This is a genomic window from Wolbachia endosymbiont (group A) of Ophion costatus (assembly GCF_963969245.1).
GTDB classification, from domain to species: Bacteria; Pseudomonadota; Alphaproteobacteria; order Rickettsiales; family Anaplasmataceae; genus Wolbachia; species Wolbachia pipientis.
The window spans coordinates 978,545-992,368 of the sequence record NZ_OZ017714.1 but is presented as its reverse complement, the minus strand read 5'-3'; the positions used below and the strand labels follow the sequence as shown (position 1 = coordinate 992,368).

General features: G+C 37.0%; 11 protein-coding genes, 2 tRNA genes and 2 pseudogenes. 4 read left to right on the top strand and 11 right to left on the bottom strand.

What is annotated here, in order from left to right; translation table 11 throughout:
- Nucleotides 1-167: 167 nt before the first annotated feature.
- From iscX to rpsD, 3 genes are all read right to left on the bottom strand, one after another.
- A complete protein-coding gene (gene iscX, locus AACH21_RS04880; protein WP_077188100.1) occupies nt 168-368 on the bottom strand; it encodes a Fe-S cluster assembly protein IscX in 201 nt (66 codons plus the stop codon).
- Nucleotides 369-398: 30 nt separating this feature from the next.
- Nucleotides 399-485 (bottom strand) — tRNA-Leu (locus tag AACH21_RS04875).
- A gap of 9 nt (nt 486-494) precedes the next feature.
- The gene (gene rpsD / locus AACH21_RS04870; protein ID WP_010962555.1) at nt 495-1,109 is read right to left on the bottom strand and encodes a 30S ribosomal protein S4; all 615 of its coding nucleotides are present in this window, start codon (nt 1,107-1,109) and stop codon (nt 495-497) included.
- A gap of 113 nt (nt 1,110-1,222) precedes the next feature.
- On the opposite strand from rpsD, the gene tkt reads away from it, so the two are divergent.
- A complete protein-coding gene (gene tkt / locus AACH21_RS04865; protein ID WP_338482337.1) occupies nt 1,223-3,295 on the top strand; it encodes a transketolase in 2,073 nt (690 codons plus the stop codon).
- Between the two features lie 15 nt (nt 3,296-3,310).
- Here tkt and AACH21_RS04860 read toward each other — a convergent pair whose 3' ends face one another.
- The 3 genes and pseudogenes from AACH21_RS04860 to metG all read right to left on the bottom strand — a co-directional run bounded on the left by AACH21_RS04860 (nt 3,311) and on the right by metG (nt 7,261).
- Nucleotides 3,311-4,606, bottom strand: a complete 1,296-nt coding sequence (locus tag AACH21_RS04860; RefSeq protein WP_338482336.1) for an ankyrin repeat domain-containing protein — start codon at nt 4,604-4,606, stop codon at nt 3,311-3,313.
- Between the two features lie 114 nt (nt 4,607-4,720).
- Nucleotides 4,721-5,553: pseudogene (locus tag AACH21_RS04855) on the bottom strand (IS5 family transposase).
- An 82-nt stretch (nt 5,554-5,635) separates the two neighbouring features.
- Complete coding sequence (gene metG / locus AACH21_RS04850) at nt 5,636-7,261, bottom strand: methionine--tRNA ligase (protein ID WP_338482334.1); 1,626 nt, start codon at nt 7,259-7,261, stop codon at nt 5,636-5,638.
- 419 nt (nt 7,262-7,680) lie between these two features.
- Here metG and AACH21_RS04845 point away from each other — a divergent pair, with 419 nt between their 5' ends.
- Nucleotides 7,681-9,027, top strand: coding sequence for an IS110 family transposase (locus tag AACH21_RS04845; RefSeq protein WP_338482333.1), 1,347 nt, complete (start codon nt 7,681-7,683; stop codon nt 9,025-9,027).
- Nucleotides 9,028-9,050: 23 nt separating this feature from the next.
- On the opposite strand, the pseudogene AACH21_RS04840 reads toward AACH21_RS04845, so the two are convergent.
- From AACH21_RS04840 to AACH21_RS04820, 5 genes and pseudogenes are all read right to left on the bottom strand, one after another.
- Nucleotides 9,051-9,883 (bottom strand): annotated as a pseudogene (locus AACH21_RS04840) (IS5 family transposase).
- Between the two features lie 20 nt (nt 9,884-9,903).
- Nucleotides 9,904-10,548: a hypothetical protein gene (locus tag AACH21_RS04835; RefSeq protein ID WP_338482331.1), complete on the bottom strand. Its 645-nt coding sequence runs from the start codon at nt 10,546-10,548 to the stop codon at nt 9,904-9,906.
- Between the two features lie 18 nt (nt 10,549-10,566).
- Nucleotides 10,567-10,863, bottom strand: coding sequence for a hypothetical protein (locus AACH21_RS04830; protein WP_338482330.1), 297 nt, complete (start codon nt 10,861-10,863; stop codon nt 10,567-10,569).
- Nucleotides 10,864-10,901: 38 nt separating this feature from the next.
- On the bottom strand, nt 10,902-11,354 hold the full coding sequence (locus AACH21_RS04825) for a hypothetical protein (protein ID WP_338482329.1): 453 nt from the start codon (nt 11,352-11,354) through the stop codon (nt 10,902-10,904).
- An 86-nt stretch (nt 11,355-11,440) separates the two neighbouring features.
- The gene (locus tag AACH21_RS04820; RefSeq protein ID WP_006279932.1) at nt 11,441-12,892 is read right to left on the bottom strand and encodes a replicative DNA helicase; all 1,452 of its coding nucleotides are present in this window, start codon (nt 12,890-12,892) and stop codon (nt 11,441-11,443) included.
- 114 nt (nt 12,893-13,006) lie between these two features.
- On the opposite strand from AACH21_RS04820, the gene AACH21_RS04815 reads away from it, so the two are divergent.
- Nucleotides 13,007-13,089 (top strand) — tRNA-Leu (locus AACH21_RS04815).
- Nucleotides 13,090-13,113: 24 nt separating this feature from the next.
- On the top strand, nt 13,114-13,710 hold the full coding sequence (locus tag AACH21_RS04810; protein WP_015589093.1) for an RDD family protein: 597 nt from the start codon (nt 13,114-13,116) through the stop codon (nt 13,708-13,710).
- Nucleotides 13,711-13,824: the final 114 nt, after the last annotated feature.

Sequence of the window (13,824 nt, the reverse complement as noted above, 5' to 3'; positions counted from 1 at the left end):
CAAGTAAGTCGTTCCATTCAAAAATTTTTGTTTTGCCTCATAATTAACCTTATAGCTGTTTTAATTGTAATTGGTTAAATTATTATTAATTTGCCAGGCTAGATCCAAAAAATAGCATAATCAATATGCAAATTGTAATAGAAATCACGTTTGCGTATGGTTTATTGCTATGCGGTTAATCTTTCCTCAATCCAAGCTGCTTGAATAGCTTCGAGTATTTTTTCGTTACAGCGTTTTTCATCATCATCAAATTCCTCTAAACTCAAGACCTTTTTTTTAAGCTCAGTGAATCTGATACTAATTATATTCTCATCTGGAAATTTTTCCTCCAGAGCTTCTACAATATCTTCTATATCAAACCATTTCATACTTTTTTGTATTTATCTGCTAAGTTAAATTGGTGCCCATGGGGAGACTTGAACTCCCAAGGTCGCAAAACCCACGGATTTTAAGTCCGCTGCGTCTACCGATTCCGCCACACAGGCTTTTTTTATCTATCTAGAGTAAAACTCTACTACTAAATTGACTTCCATGTCTGCTGAATAAGGAACCTCAGAATATTGAGGTGACCTCAAATACTTCACTGAATGCTCTTTACTATCTGCTTCTAAATAATCCGGAGCCTTGCGCTCTTGTTTTTGTTCAGCCTCTACTACTACAGGGATTTTTGCTGCCCTTTCTCTTATTTTTATTATATCACCTGGCTTCACTCGATAACTCGATATGTTAACCACCTTATCATTAACTGTAACGTGCTTATGAGATATGAGCTGCTTTGCTGAGTAAATTGTTGGAACAAGACCAGAGTGGTATAAAACAGAACTTAATCTCGATTCTAAGATACCGATAAAATTATCAGCCGTATAACCCTTTCTGTTATAAGCATCTAAAAATGTACGTCTAAGCTGCTTACTTGAAATCGCATAGTAAAACTTAAATTTCTTATGCGCAGCAAACTGCTTACCAAAGTCGGATAACTTCTTGAATCCAAGAATACCATGTTGACCTGGAGGGTATTTCCTTTTGTTTACTGGGTCTTTAGCTCTACCCCATAAATTTACACCAAGTCTACGGCTAATCCTATACTTTCTAGTGATAACAGTTGTCATATAAAAACTCTCACGATTTAACTTTAGATTATTAAGGATTTTAGCACTCAGTGTCAACTTGTTTTTGCTGATATAATCTTTTATACTTCATTTTTAAGTTTTTCTATTAACACATGAATCATTCACATTTAAAATCTATGGCAAACGCCATCCGTTTTTTATCAATTGATGCAGTACAAAAAGCAAACTCTGGACACCCAGGTATGCCACTTGGCATGGCAGATGTTGCAACTGTTTTGTTTGCTAAATATCTGAATCATAATCCTGATGATTCTAAATGGTTCAATAGAGATCGCTTTGTTTTATCAAACGGTCATGGGTCAATGTTACTATACTCAATATTATATTTGACAGGTTATATTAGCATAGATGAGCTAAAAAACTTCAGGCAAATGGGATCCAAGACCCCAGGTCATCCAGAGTTCGGCTTGACTTCCGGGGTAGAGGCAACAACAGGCCCGCTCGGTCAGGGGTTTGCCGCTGCTGTTGGCATGGCACTTGCTGAATCAATCCTTAAAAAGCAATTCAGAATCAATCACCACACTTACGTGATGCTAGGGGATGGCTGTCTTATGGAAGGAATAAGCCATGAAGCAGCATCACTTGCTGGGCATCTTAAATTGAATAAGCTCATAGCTCTTTTTGATGATAATGATATCTCTATAGATGGCGCTACTTGCCTTTCCTGCTCTGATGATGTAGAGAAACGCTTCTTAGCGTATGGATGGAATGTTGACAAAATTGATGGCCACGATTTTGATGCCATATCCTTTGCAATAGAGCAAGCAAAAAAGTCTGGTAAACCTACAATGATCTGCTGCAAAACCATTATCGGAAAATTTTCAAGCCGTGCTGGCACATCCTCTTCTCACAGTGGTGCTTTTTCGGAGGAAGACATAAAACAGATGAGAGAGAAATTAAACTGGAATTATGAACCATTCCATGTACCAGAAGATGTGAAAAATGCCTGGAAGAAAACTGTTGAGAGAGCAAAACAAAACTACACGATGTCATTCCAGCGCGTAACGCTGGAATCCAGGAAAGAAGAAAAAGAATGGATCCCAGTGTCAAGCACTGGGATGACAAGAGAGAGTACTGGGATGACAGAAGAGAATGCTGGGATGACAGGGTATCATGCAGAACTTCAAAGACGGTTAGATAAACATCTACCAGATAATATCGCTGGTGTTTTAGCTGACCTGAAGAAACAAATATGTGAGCTAATGCCAAACGAAGCTACTCGATCTTCTTTCGGCAGAGTAATGGAACTTTTAACTGAGTCTATGCCGGAATTAATCGGCGGTTCTGCTGATCTTACTGGGTCAAATTGCACTAAATATAAGCACATGCAGGTAATAAATAGCAATAATTATAGTGGCTCTTATGTCCACTATGGAGTGAGAGAGCACGCTATGGCAGCATGTATGAATGGTATGGCACTTCACGGCGCGATTCTTCCTTATGGCGGCACTTTTTTGGTATTTTCCGACTATTGTCGTCCTGCTATACGTCTTTCAGCTCTGATGAAGCAGCAGGTTATGTATGTCATGACTCACGACTCAATTGGAGTGGGAGAAGATGGCCCAACTCATCAGCCAATAGAGCATTTAGCCTCTTTGCGTGCTATACCAAATCTATATGTTTTTAGGCCAGCCGATGCAGTTGAAACTCTGGAGTGTGTTAGCATTGCACTCGAAAAGAAAGAATCTCCAGCACTGTTTGCGCTCTCAAGGCAAAACGTAAGTTACATGCGCAAGTTCTACTCTGATATCGATCAATCTGCTAATTTATCGAAGTTTGGTGCATATATTTTGTGTGAATGTTCAAAAGAATTAAAAGTGACGATATTTGCTACGGGGTCCGAGGTTGAAATTGCAGTTGAAGCAAGGGAGAAATTGCAGGAAAAGGGTATAGGTACAAGGATTGTTTCTATGCCATGCTGGAGGCTTTTTGACGAGCAAAGCGATGAATATAAAGCGGCAATATTAAATAATGACAGCATTAAAGTTGCAATTGAAGCCGGAAGTGAAATGGGTTGGCATAAATACATAGGTTCAAACGGTATATTTATTGGCATGAAAAGCTTCGGAGAATCAGCACCTTATAAAACACTTTATGAGCATTTTAATATCAGTGCTGATCACGTAGTAAAATGTGTGTGTGAGAAACTGGTTTACATTGAGTAGACTTCTTGCATTACTCTACACATCTGTGTTCATTGCACTATAATGACCACCACTACTATCTTCTTCGTCTAATGAATCGGATCTAAGTAAAGAAACACTAGCATCGGTTTGCGATGTAGATTCATCAGTGTTAGACCCAAATAACCATGAAAAAAAATCACTAAAAAATGATCCTATTAATGAAAAAGGCTTCATAAGTATACTAAACAAACTACCAAAAAAAGAGCTCGGCTGTTCTTCTGTTTGTGCAGGTTCTGTGGAAGCAACAGGACCTACATCGTTGTCTTGTACATCAGCTCCTTTTTCTCCATTGATGTCTTGCTCTCTCTGTGATTGATTTGAATCTTCCTCCTCTTCCTCTTCCTCTTGACCCCCTTCACTATCTGTCGCTGGCTCACCCACTGAACCATCATCAGATTCTTCTGCGGGTTGCAATAGAGTTTTTATTTCTTCGTTAGTAGTTAAATCTAAGGGAGTCTTTCCATCTTCATCTTTTATATTAACATCTGCTCCTGCTTTTATTAGGGCGTCTACTATTTCTTTGTTGTTATTTTGAGCAGCAAAATGTAAGGGAGTCCTGTTATCTTTATCTTGTGCATTAACATCTGCTCCTTTTATTATTAGAACATTAACCACTTCCACATTATCCCTACCGGTAGCCCAATGTAAAGGAGTCCTGTTATCTTTATCTTGTGCATTAACATTGATTCCTTCTGCTCTCAGTAGAGCGTTCAATACATTTATATCTATGTTGTCCTTTTTAAGAACAGAATGTAAAGGAGTATCTTTATTCTTATCTGCTAAATTAACATCGATTCCATGTTTTCCCAATAGGGCTTCTACTACCTCTTCATGGCCCTTTACAGCAGCCCAATGTAAAGGAGTCTTTCCATCTTGATCTGTTGCATTAACATTTGCTCCTTTATTTATTAGACTGTTTACTTCCTGAATATCACCGCTTTTAGCAACCTTAAGTAATTTAGCTGTGTTTCGTAATAGAGTTTCTATGTCTTGATTAGTGGCTAAATCTAAAGAAGTCTCTCCATCTTGATCTTCTGCATTAACATTTGCTCCTTTGTCCAATAGGGCTTGCACCACTTGCTTATGACCTTCTCTAGCAGCCCAATGTAAAGGAGTCTTTCCTGTGTCATTTTGTGCATTAACATTTGCCCCTTTCCCTAATAGATCTTGTACTGCTTCCAAGTTGCCAAGCTTAGCAGCCAGATGTAAAGAATTCTTGCTATGTTCAGTTTCTATTTCTTGGTATCTACTCAACACGTCGCGTTTTCGACTAGGGTCGAAAGTATGCAAATCTGCTCCATTATCTAATAGAACTTCTGCTGTAGTAGAGTGATTATTTTTAACAGCCCAATATAAAGAATTATTTAGATTTGTATCTAAGAGGTTGTCCGGAAACTAGTAAATTCAAGCATATTCCCTCTTTAACATAACCCTACTCATAGCTAGGTATATGAAATTCTCAGTGGATGTTGTGAGTAAATCATACTCCTTCGATAGCCTTCTATTCCTATTAACCCAAGCAAAAGTCCTTTCTACAACCCATCTTCTTGGCTGTACTTTAAACCCTTGTTCTCTTGTTGGTAGTAGCTCAGGTGGCGTATCTTTGTGCACCCAAAATCTACATGGAGGCCTTGTAACAATTTCAATATCTATGTCATATTCTTCCTTTATGTGATTCTTTAAATTTCTTCCTTGGTATCCCATGTCAGCCCACATTTTTTTAACTTTAGTATATTTTGTTCTCATATTGTTTAATGCTATTTTAATACCATCTCTATCATTTTCGTTAGCAGCGCCTACGTAACAACCTAGTATAAAACCCTGAGTGTCTGTAATTATATGCCTTTTTCTACCCTTTACTTTTTTACTTCCATCATAGCCTTTGATCCCCCCTTTTCTGTAGTCTTTACAGATTGACTATCTACTATACAGGCACTCGGCTGCTCATTCCTTCCTATTTTTCTTCTACTATATTTTGTAATTTCATAATTCATTTTCTCAAAAATTCCCTGCTTCTTCCATTGCCTGAACTGCTCATACACAGTCTTCCATAGCGGAAAATCATTTGGTAAATACCGCCATTGACACCCTGTACGCAATACATAGAAAATTGCTTCTAATATTTCTCTTTTGCTATACTTTGGCGGCCTTCCTCCTTTCTTGTATGATACTCTGAAGTGTTTTTCTATTCTTGCCCATTCCCTTTCGCTTAGATCTGTTGGATACTTTTTTCTCATCTTTACCCCGTACTAAAATTTCAGATATTATAGCCTTTTACTTGTTTCCGGACAACCTCTTACTACCTGAATGCTTCCTTGGTTAAACATCAACCCTCAAAAAAACCGGCGTAGGTTTAGGCAGCGTAATGCCTGAACTTACGCACGTGTCGTACAAAGATTTTAAATCTCGTTGTTCTTTCGCAATTTGCAGTTGATTTAGTATCATCTCTGCTGACTTTGGAACAATCGGTTGCAATAAAGTGCCAATTATCCTGATATATTCCAGTAACTTGTAAATTACTAAATTCATGCGTTCTCTATCAGTTTTGCTTAATGTCCAGGGTGCACTTTTGTCTATGTAGGCATTTGCTTCAGAAGAGATGTTGATAATTAGAAGCATAATCTGGTTAAATTCATACTTTGATAAATGGTCCATCACTTGACCTAGTATAGCTTTGCAATTTGGCAGACTTTCTTCACCTCTAAGTAAATCTCGATCAATTGTTGGTACAATTCCAGAGCATTGCTTGTGTAAAAATGAAATTGTTCTTTGTACTAAATTGCCTATGTTGTTTGCCAGTTCTGAATTTATCCGGCTGATCATATTTTTCTTACTAAAGTTACCATCCTGGCCAAAACTTGCTTCTCGAAGGAGAAAATAGCGTAGTTGATCAACACCAAACTCTTGAGCGAGGCCAATTGGATCTATGACATTACCAAGGGACTTGGATATTTTTTCTCCCTCGTTTAGCCACCAACCATGAACTGCAATTTGTTTTGGTAGTGGCAAATCTGCTGCAAGGAGAATTGCCGGCCAATATACGGCGTGAAAGCGCAATATGTCTTTACCAATTACATGAACGTTGAAAGAGCTGTCAGCTAGGTTTGCGGCGCGTAACACTGGAATCTGCGTTTTCCCTTGGTTTGGTGTCATTCCAGCGCGTGACGCTGGAATCTGCGTTTTAGATTCTGCCCAAAACCTCTTATATTCCTCACCTTCAGTACTAGGGAAACCTATTGATGTAAGATAATTGGTTAATGCATCTATCCAGACATAGATTACGTGTTTGTCATTACCTGGTACTTTTATTCCCCAGTTAAAACTAGTGCGAGAGATTGAGAGGTCAATGAGCCCTGATCTTACAAACGATATCACTTCATTTCTTCTGCTCTCAGGAAAGATAAAACTTGGCTGATTTTTATAGAGTTCCAGTAATTTGTCTTGCCAGTTTGACAAGCGAAAAAAGTAGCTCTCTTCTTTTATCCACTGAACTTCTGCGCCTGTTGGTGCTTTGCCATCTATCAGCTCTGATTCCTGATAAAATGCTTCATCACGAACTGAATACCAACCCGAATAGGAATCCAAATATATTTGCCCTCTCTCTTCAAGTCTATTCCATAAAGCTATAACTGCTTTTTTGTGACGTTCCTCCGTAGTGCGAATAAAATCGTCATACTCAAAATTCATGAACTTAGCCAATTCTTTAAATGAAACGCTCACTTCATCTGTAAATTCTTTTGGCTGCATTTCCTTTGCTTTAGCTGCTTTTTCTATTTTTTGTCCATGTTCATCTGTACCGGTGGTAAATTTGACATTTTTCCCAGCTAGTTTCATGAACCTTGCCACCACGTCACACAAGAGAGAAGTGTATGCATGACCAATATGTGGCTTATCGTTTACGTAATATACTGGCGTGGTGATGTAAAAGTTCTCGAATTGTTCCATGGTTTAGCATTTTGATAAAAATCAACTGAGTTAATTATAGTATTAAAAAGGCAGTAATAAATAAATATTGATTAGGTTAAGCATAATTTTTGAAAAAAGCGATTTACTGAAATTTTATAAAAATAAGAAACAATCAGGCATGATTATTGAAAGCCCAGAACAGATAAAATCTGTAAAACCAAAAAGAAACTCCCTCTTTACTTTATGTTCTTTGGGTATAGTGTTATGAAGAAGCGCTTCTGCAGCTATAACCGAAACAATCAATGGTGCTATAAATGCCCGTTTGAAAGCATGGTTTTGGGGGAAATGGTAAAACCATTGATGGAGTTCTTTTTGGGCTACCTCGTTTAGAAGATTGTATAACCTAACCGTCCCAAGCTGAAGTGCTTCTTATCATAATAATATAGGAGGGATTTTATATGGCAGAAGCAAAAAGTAAATTAAGAACAATAAACCTTGATGCAGCAGGGATTGATATTGGCTCGACTGTACATTATGTATGTGTACCTGAAGGAAGAGATGAACAACGTATCCAAAAATTTGGGTGCTTTACAGTAGATCTACACAACTTAGCAAAGTGGTTAAAAAAGTGTCAGGTTAGAACTGTAGCCATGGAGTCAACTGGAGTATATTGGATTCCCTTATTTCAAATATTAGAATCACATAAATTTGAAGTAAAATTAGTAAATGCGCGACATGTCAAAAATGTGCCTGGTAGAAAGTCTGATGTTCAAGATTGTCAATGGCTGCAACAATTGCACAGCTATGGACTGCTTCAAGGATCATTTAGACCGGATAATCAAATGTGTGTACTGCGTAGTTACGTTAGACAACGTGCTAATCTAATTGAAAATGCAGCTAAACATACTCAACGTATGCAAAAAGCGCTAATTCAAATGAATATTCAATTACACAAGGTTATTAGTCATATTACTGGGATAACTGGTATGAAAATCATTGAAGCTATAATTGAAGGCGAAAGAGATCCTGAGAAATTGGCTAAATTCAGGGATGCACGAATAAAAAATGATCAGTCTACTATAGCAAAAGCGTTAGCTGGTGATTATAGAGAGGAACACTTGTTTGTGCTAAAACAAGAATATGCAGCATATACTTTTTTTCAAGAGCAAATAACGGGATGTGATAAAAGTATAGAAAATTACTATAAAACATTTGAAACAAAGTCGAATGAGAACAGGGCATTGAATAAGACACGAAAGAGAAAACAGAAGAATAGTCCAGATTTTGCCGTAGATGAAGATTTATATCGAATAACGGGGATGGATTTTACTAGAGTTCCAGGACTTGATGTATTAAGTATACAGGCTGTCATTTCAGAAACAGGTATAAATCACAATAAATGGAGGACAGAAAAGCATTTTTCTTCCTGGCTCGGATTAAGTCCTGCTAATAAAATTACAGGAGGGAAAATTATTGGAACAAGAACTCGTAAAGTTGTTAATCGTGCTGCAACTGCCTTGCGACTTGCTGCTCATTGTGTATCAAGAAGCAACACTGCACTTGGTGCATACTGCAGGAGGTTAAAGAAGCGACTAGGGATACCAAAAGCGATCACTGCTACAGCAAGGAAATTAGCATGTATTTTTTATAATATGCTAAAATATGGACAAGAATATGTAGAAAAAGGAATGAACTATTATGAAACACTCTACAAAGAGAGAGTAGTCAAAAATTTGACTAAAAAAGCAAAGGAATTTGGTTATATACTAATGAAAGAGGAGCCGATAGATGAAGAAGGTTCTTAGAGGTTGTCCGGAAACAAGTAAATTCAAGCATATTCCCTCTTTAACATAACCCTACTCATAGCTAGGTATATGAAATTCTCAGTGGATGTTGTGAGTAAATCATACTCCTTCGATAGCCTTCTATTCCTATTAACCCAAGCAAAAGTCCTTTCTACAACCCATCTTCTTGGCTGTACTTTAAACCCTTGTTCTCTTGTTGGTAGTAGCTCAGGTGGCGTATCTTTGTGCACCCAAAATCTACATGGAGGCCTTGTAACAATTTCAATATCTATGTCATATTCTTCCTTTATGTGATTCTTTAAATTTCTTCCTTGGTATCCCATGTCAGCCCACATTTTTTTAACTTTAGTATATTTTGTTCTCATATTGTTTAATGCTATTTTAATACCATCTCTATCATTTTCGTTAGCAGCGCCTACGTAACAACCTAGTATAAAACCCTGAGTGTCTGTAATTATATGCCTTTTTCTACCCTTTACTTTTTTACTTCCATCATAGCCTTTGATCCCCCCTTTTCTGTAGTCTTTACAGATTGACTATCTACTATACAGGCACTCGGCTGCTCATTCCTTCCTATTTTTCTTCTACTATATTTTGTAATTTCATAATTCATTTTCTCAAAAATTCCCTGCTTCTTCCATTGCCTGAACTGCTCATACACAGTCTTCCATAGCGGAAAATCATTTGGTAAATACCGCCATTGACACCCTGTACGCAATACATAGAAAATTGCTTCTAATATTTCTCTTTTGCTATACTTTGGCGGCCTTCCTCCTTTCTTGTATGATACTCTGAAGTGTTTTTCTATTCTTGCCCATTCCCTTTCGCTTAGATCTGTTGGATACTTTTTTCTCATCTTTACCCCGTACTAAAATTTCAGATATTATAGCCTTTTACTTGTTTCCGGACAACCTCTAACACATCATATTTATTACTTATTTTAACTGCATACACTATAGGTTGTTCTACTCGTGCTTGTTTTCTTTTTCTTCTTGCGGCTCCACTTCTTTTATTTTTACCGTCTTCTTTCGTATTGTTTATGCTGTTGTCCCTTTGAAGATTTGGCTTTTGCTCTGCTTGCTCTTCTGGCTTTTGAGCTTCTTTATTTATAACCTCTTCTTGTGGTACATTAGCCAAGGTGTTTTTATGTTGAGCATGCAACAGATTAGTACCTAGTACATAACTATTTTGTACACCACTCCAAAAGCTGGTAAATTTCCCTTTTACTAACTCATATACAACAGAAATTCTTGACTGAATTTTTGTTTTATTGTTTTCATCCAACTGCTCTTTCAGGCTAGAAACCTCAGTATCTTTTTCATCACCAGATTCTGCATCATAAAATACATCCTGATCCTCAGAAAGACTCATTAAATCACTTTTAGCAGCATCAACATTTAAATGATCAGGTTGCTTAGGAACGTTATCAATATTTAAATAATCCAAACTATTAGCTCGTTGCTTTTGCTCACTGGAAAGAACCTCAAGATTTAAATAATCCAAACGAGTTAGTTCTTGCATGCTAGGTTTAGATCCATCTTAACGCTTAAACTGCTCTTCCGGACTAGAAACCTTAGTACAATAAATCCTACTGTACAAGCTGCTTCCAACGCTGTTAAGTGCTCCTCTTACAGATGCAATTGACGCATCATAAGTATTTTTCAAGCCACCTCCAATACCACTAAGTGTTCCTTTTGTAGACTCAGTTGATGGCACATAATTATCGTAAGCATATTTGCCAGAATACAAGACACCATTAACTGCTTCTTTTGCAAACCAAACAGCGCTATTAACTGTTCCTTTTGCAAGCTGAACAGTGCCATCAGCAATTGCCACTTTTAATTTGTCTTCTTCTATCTTTTTATTTTTTTCAGCTAGTTGAGTTTTTGCTCAGAATTTTTCTGCTTTTGAGTGCGTACTTGATCTTTTAACTTAGAATTTTCTTCCTCTTGAGCTTCTACTTTATTTTTTAACTTAGAATTTTCTTCCTCTTTAGCTTTTACTTCCGCTTCTTTTTTAGCTAGTTGAGTTTTTTGCCCAGAAATTGTTTGCTCTTGAGCTTTCATTTTATTTTTTAACTCAGAATTTGTTTTGTTCTCACTAATTGCTTTATACGAAAGTGCAATAGTTACAACAGAAAACACAGCATAACCAATAATAAATGGCAAGCCAACACTTAATGCTGCAACTGGAGCTAAGAAACCAATATAAGGAGCTGCAGCAAACACTTCAGATGCTAATAAAGTTGCAGTAGCCAGAGCACCAGCTATAAGATAGGGTACATTGTTTTTATTCATCATCTCACGTATTATAAAATATAATACCATTATAAAAGGATTTTTAAGAAATTGTCAAGCTATCTTTACATAAAAAAATAATCAATGAACTTGGGAACAAGAAGATTGCTGCCAAGCTATGAACTATGCCTTTCTGTGTAATCTTTAAACGAACCTCTGTTAGAGTCAAAATATAGCTTCACACTGCCAATTGGTCCATTTCTCTGCTTTGCAATAATGAGCTCTGCAATGTTTCTAATTTTTTCCATTTTCTCTTGCCATTCCCGATGTTTATTGTTTCCTTCATTTGGCTGTTTTCTTAGTTCATAATACTCTTCTCTATAGAGAAACATTACTATATCTGCGTCTTGCTCTATGCTCCCTGAATCACGTAAATCAGAAAGTTGTGGTTTTTTATCATCCCTCTGCTCAACAGAACGAGAGAGCTGAGATAGTGCAACAATGGGAATATTTAGCTCCTTTGCAATTGCTTTCAAACCCTGCGTCACTTCCGAGATTTCTTGCACTCTATTTTCATTACTCCTTTTTGTTGTTCCTCTGATTAGCTGCAAATAATCAATGAATACCACTTCTACATTATATAATTGATACAGCAAGCGTATTCTGGTGCGAAGGGCACTAATTGATAGCGCAGGGGTGTCATCTATGATGAAAGGCAGTTCAGATAATTCTGTACTAGTATTGATAAATTCATGCAATTCAAAATCACTAATTCTCCCGGTTAATGCCTTATAATAACTAATCCCTGAATCTATAGTGATCAGCCTTGCAGTTAATTGCTCTGCTGACATTTCAAGCGAGAAAAACGCTACATAGTGTTGCTTATCTGCTCTTTTTTGCAACATCTTACAAGCATTGAGTGCGATGTTTAGCGCCAATGCTGTTTTTCCCATAGAAGGCCTTGCAGCTAAAATTAATAAATCAGATTTTTGTAGACCACCAAGAAGCTGATTTAGATCTTGAAGTCCGGTTGTAACGCCTAGCGCTTCTGGATTATTTTTCAGTGTGCTGATCTTCTCAACTACATCTTTAATTGAACTTGCAAGTTTTATATATGTTTTCTCACCTTGTTTTTTTACTGCCAAATTGAACAATTTTGTCATTGCTTGTTCAATTTGCGCCTGTGCAGGATTTTCAATATCGTAGTTGTAGCTATCACCAACTATTTCTTGCCCGAGCTTAATTAAACATCTCCTTAAGTAAGTATCACGGATTATTCTAGTCAAACTATAGATATCAAGCGCAATACTTGCCTTCGCTGCAAGCTTTGCTAAGTACTCTACCCCACCACATTCGGTAAACGCTTGGTCGTTCTCAAAAAACATTTTGAGGCTCAGTTCATTGGCAATTATGCCATGTTTCCTGGTTTTGGATATTTGCGTAAAAATACTTTGATGTAATGGATCATAGAAATTCTCCGCTGTGATTGTGTCTTCAACCGCATCACAGATTCTATTATCACGAATCATTGCACCAATAAGCATCTGTTCAGCTTCTAGGTTATGCGGTAATTTACATATTTCCTTGTCTACACTTCTTGAACCCAAGAGACTAGCTAATTCATTCATTTTAAGTTTTGAGAGTAACTGTTGATTATTGTAGAATATTTAGTCCTCATTTGAAAGATGTAAAGGCAAAAAAATTTGACTAATTCCGTGTTGCCTATAGCATTAAAACTTAATGCCCCTGTGGTGGAATGGTAGACACGGCAGACTCAAAATCTGTTGCTTGCAAAAGCATGCTGGTTCAAGTCCGGCCAGGGGCACGTTAAATATTGGAAAGTATATATATGTTACATAAATTTTTTAATCGTTTATTTTCTATTTTTTCTTCTATAAATGTTATTCAAAAGGTAAAGAAAGATGAAAATGGGATATGTTATGTAACGGGCCTCAGGCGCTATATATCAGTATTGCTTGATTTGATTATTATCGTTTTGTTCTTGCAGTTTTGCAGCCAAGCCTTAAATCAGCTCTTTATGAACTCAGAGGATAGCAAAATATTAAGTCAAATTGCTGCAAAATCCCCAATGCAAGCACCACTGTCTGCGGAAGAAAAGACAACGCAGAGTAGACTTATAAAATTACTAATCCTAAATCAAATAGTCCAGTTTATTATGCTCTTTTGCTATGTAATATATATGTGGGTAAAGTTTGCTACTACACCTGGAAAACTATTATTTGGGCTTAGAGTTGTGGATGCACAAACTTTCGAAAAGATGACCCTAAAACAAGCAACAAAGAGATTTTTTTCCTTTATATTGTCAGTTGCACCATTGTTCTTGGGCTTTTTATGGTCAAATTTCAACAAACGCTGTCAAACTTGGCACGATAAGATCGCAGGCACAGTGGTTGTCACGAGTAAAAGCCTTAGAAGGCAGAGCTAAAAACTACTTGACACCCTTCGCCAGCCCCTTTATCATGATACTGAAGGTATTCATTTATCTTCAATCTGTGCAGATTAAACGACAACAGTATTACGTATTGGCGTCTTATTTTTA

Excerpts from the sequence above, each read along its gene's own strand:
- iscX (WP_077188100.1), bottom strand. The coding sequence starts at position 368 with ATGAAATGGTTTGATATAGAAGATATTGTAGAAGCTCTGGAGGAAAAA.
- rpsD (WP_010962555.1), bottom strand. The coding sequence starts at position 1,109 with ATGACAACTGTTATCACTAGAAAGTATAGGATTAGCCGTAGACTTGGT.
- tkt (WP_338482337.1), top strand. The coding sequence starts at position 1,223 with ATGAATCATTCACATTTAAAATCTATGGCAAACGCCATCCGTTTTTTA.
- metG (WP_338482334.1), bottom strand. The coding sequence starts at position 7,261 with ATGGAACAATTCGAGAACTTTTACATCACCACGCCAGTATATTACGTA.
- AACH21_RS04845 (WP_338482333.1), top strand. The coding sequence starts at position 7,681 with ATGGCAGAAGCAAAAAGTAAATTAAGAACAATAAACCTTGATGCAGCA.
- AACH21_RS04835 (WP_338482331.1), bottom strand. The coding sequence starts at position 10,548 with ATGCAAGAACTAACTCGTTTGGATTATTTAAATCTTGAGGTTCTTTCC.
- AACH21_RS04825 (WP_338482329.1), bottom strand. The coding sequence starts at position 11,354 with ATGGTATTATATTTTATAATACGTGAGATGATGAATAAAAACAATGTA.
- AACH21_RS04820 (WP_006279932.1), bottom strand. The coding sequence starts at position 12,892 with ATGAATGAATTAGCTAGTCTCTTGGGTTCAAGAAGTGTAGACAAGGAA.
- AACH21_RS04810 (WP_015589093.1), top strand. The coding sequence starts at position 13,114 with ATGTTACATAAATTTTTTAATCGTTTATTTTCTATTTTTTCTTCTATA.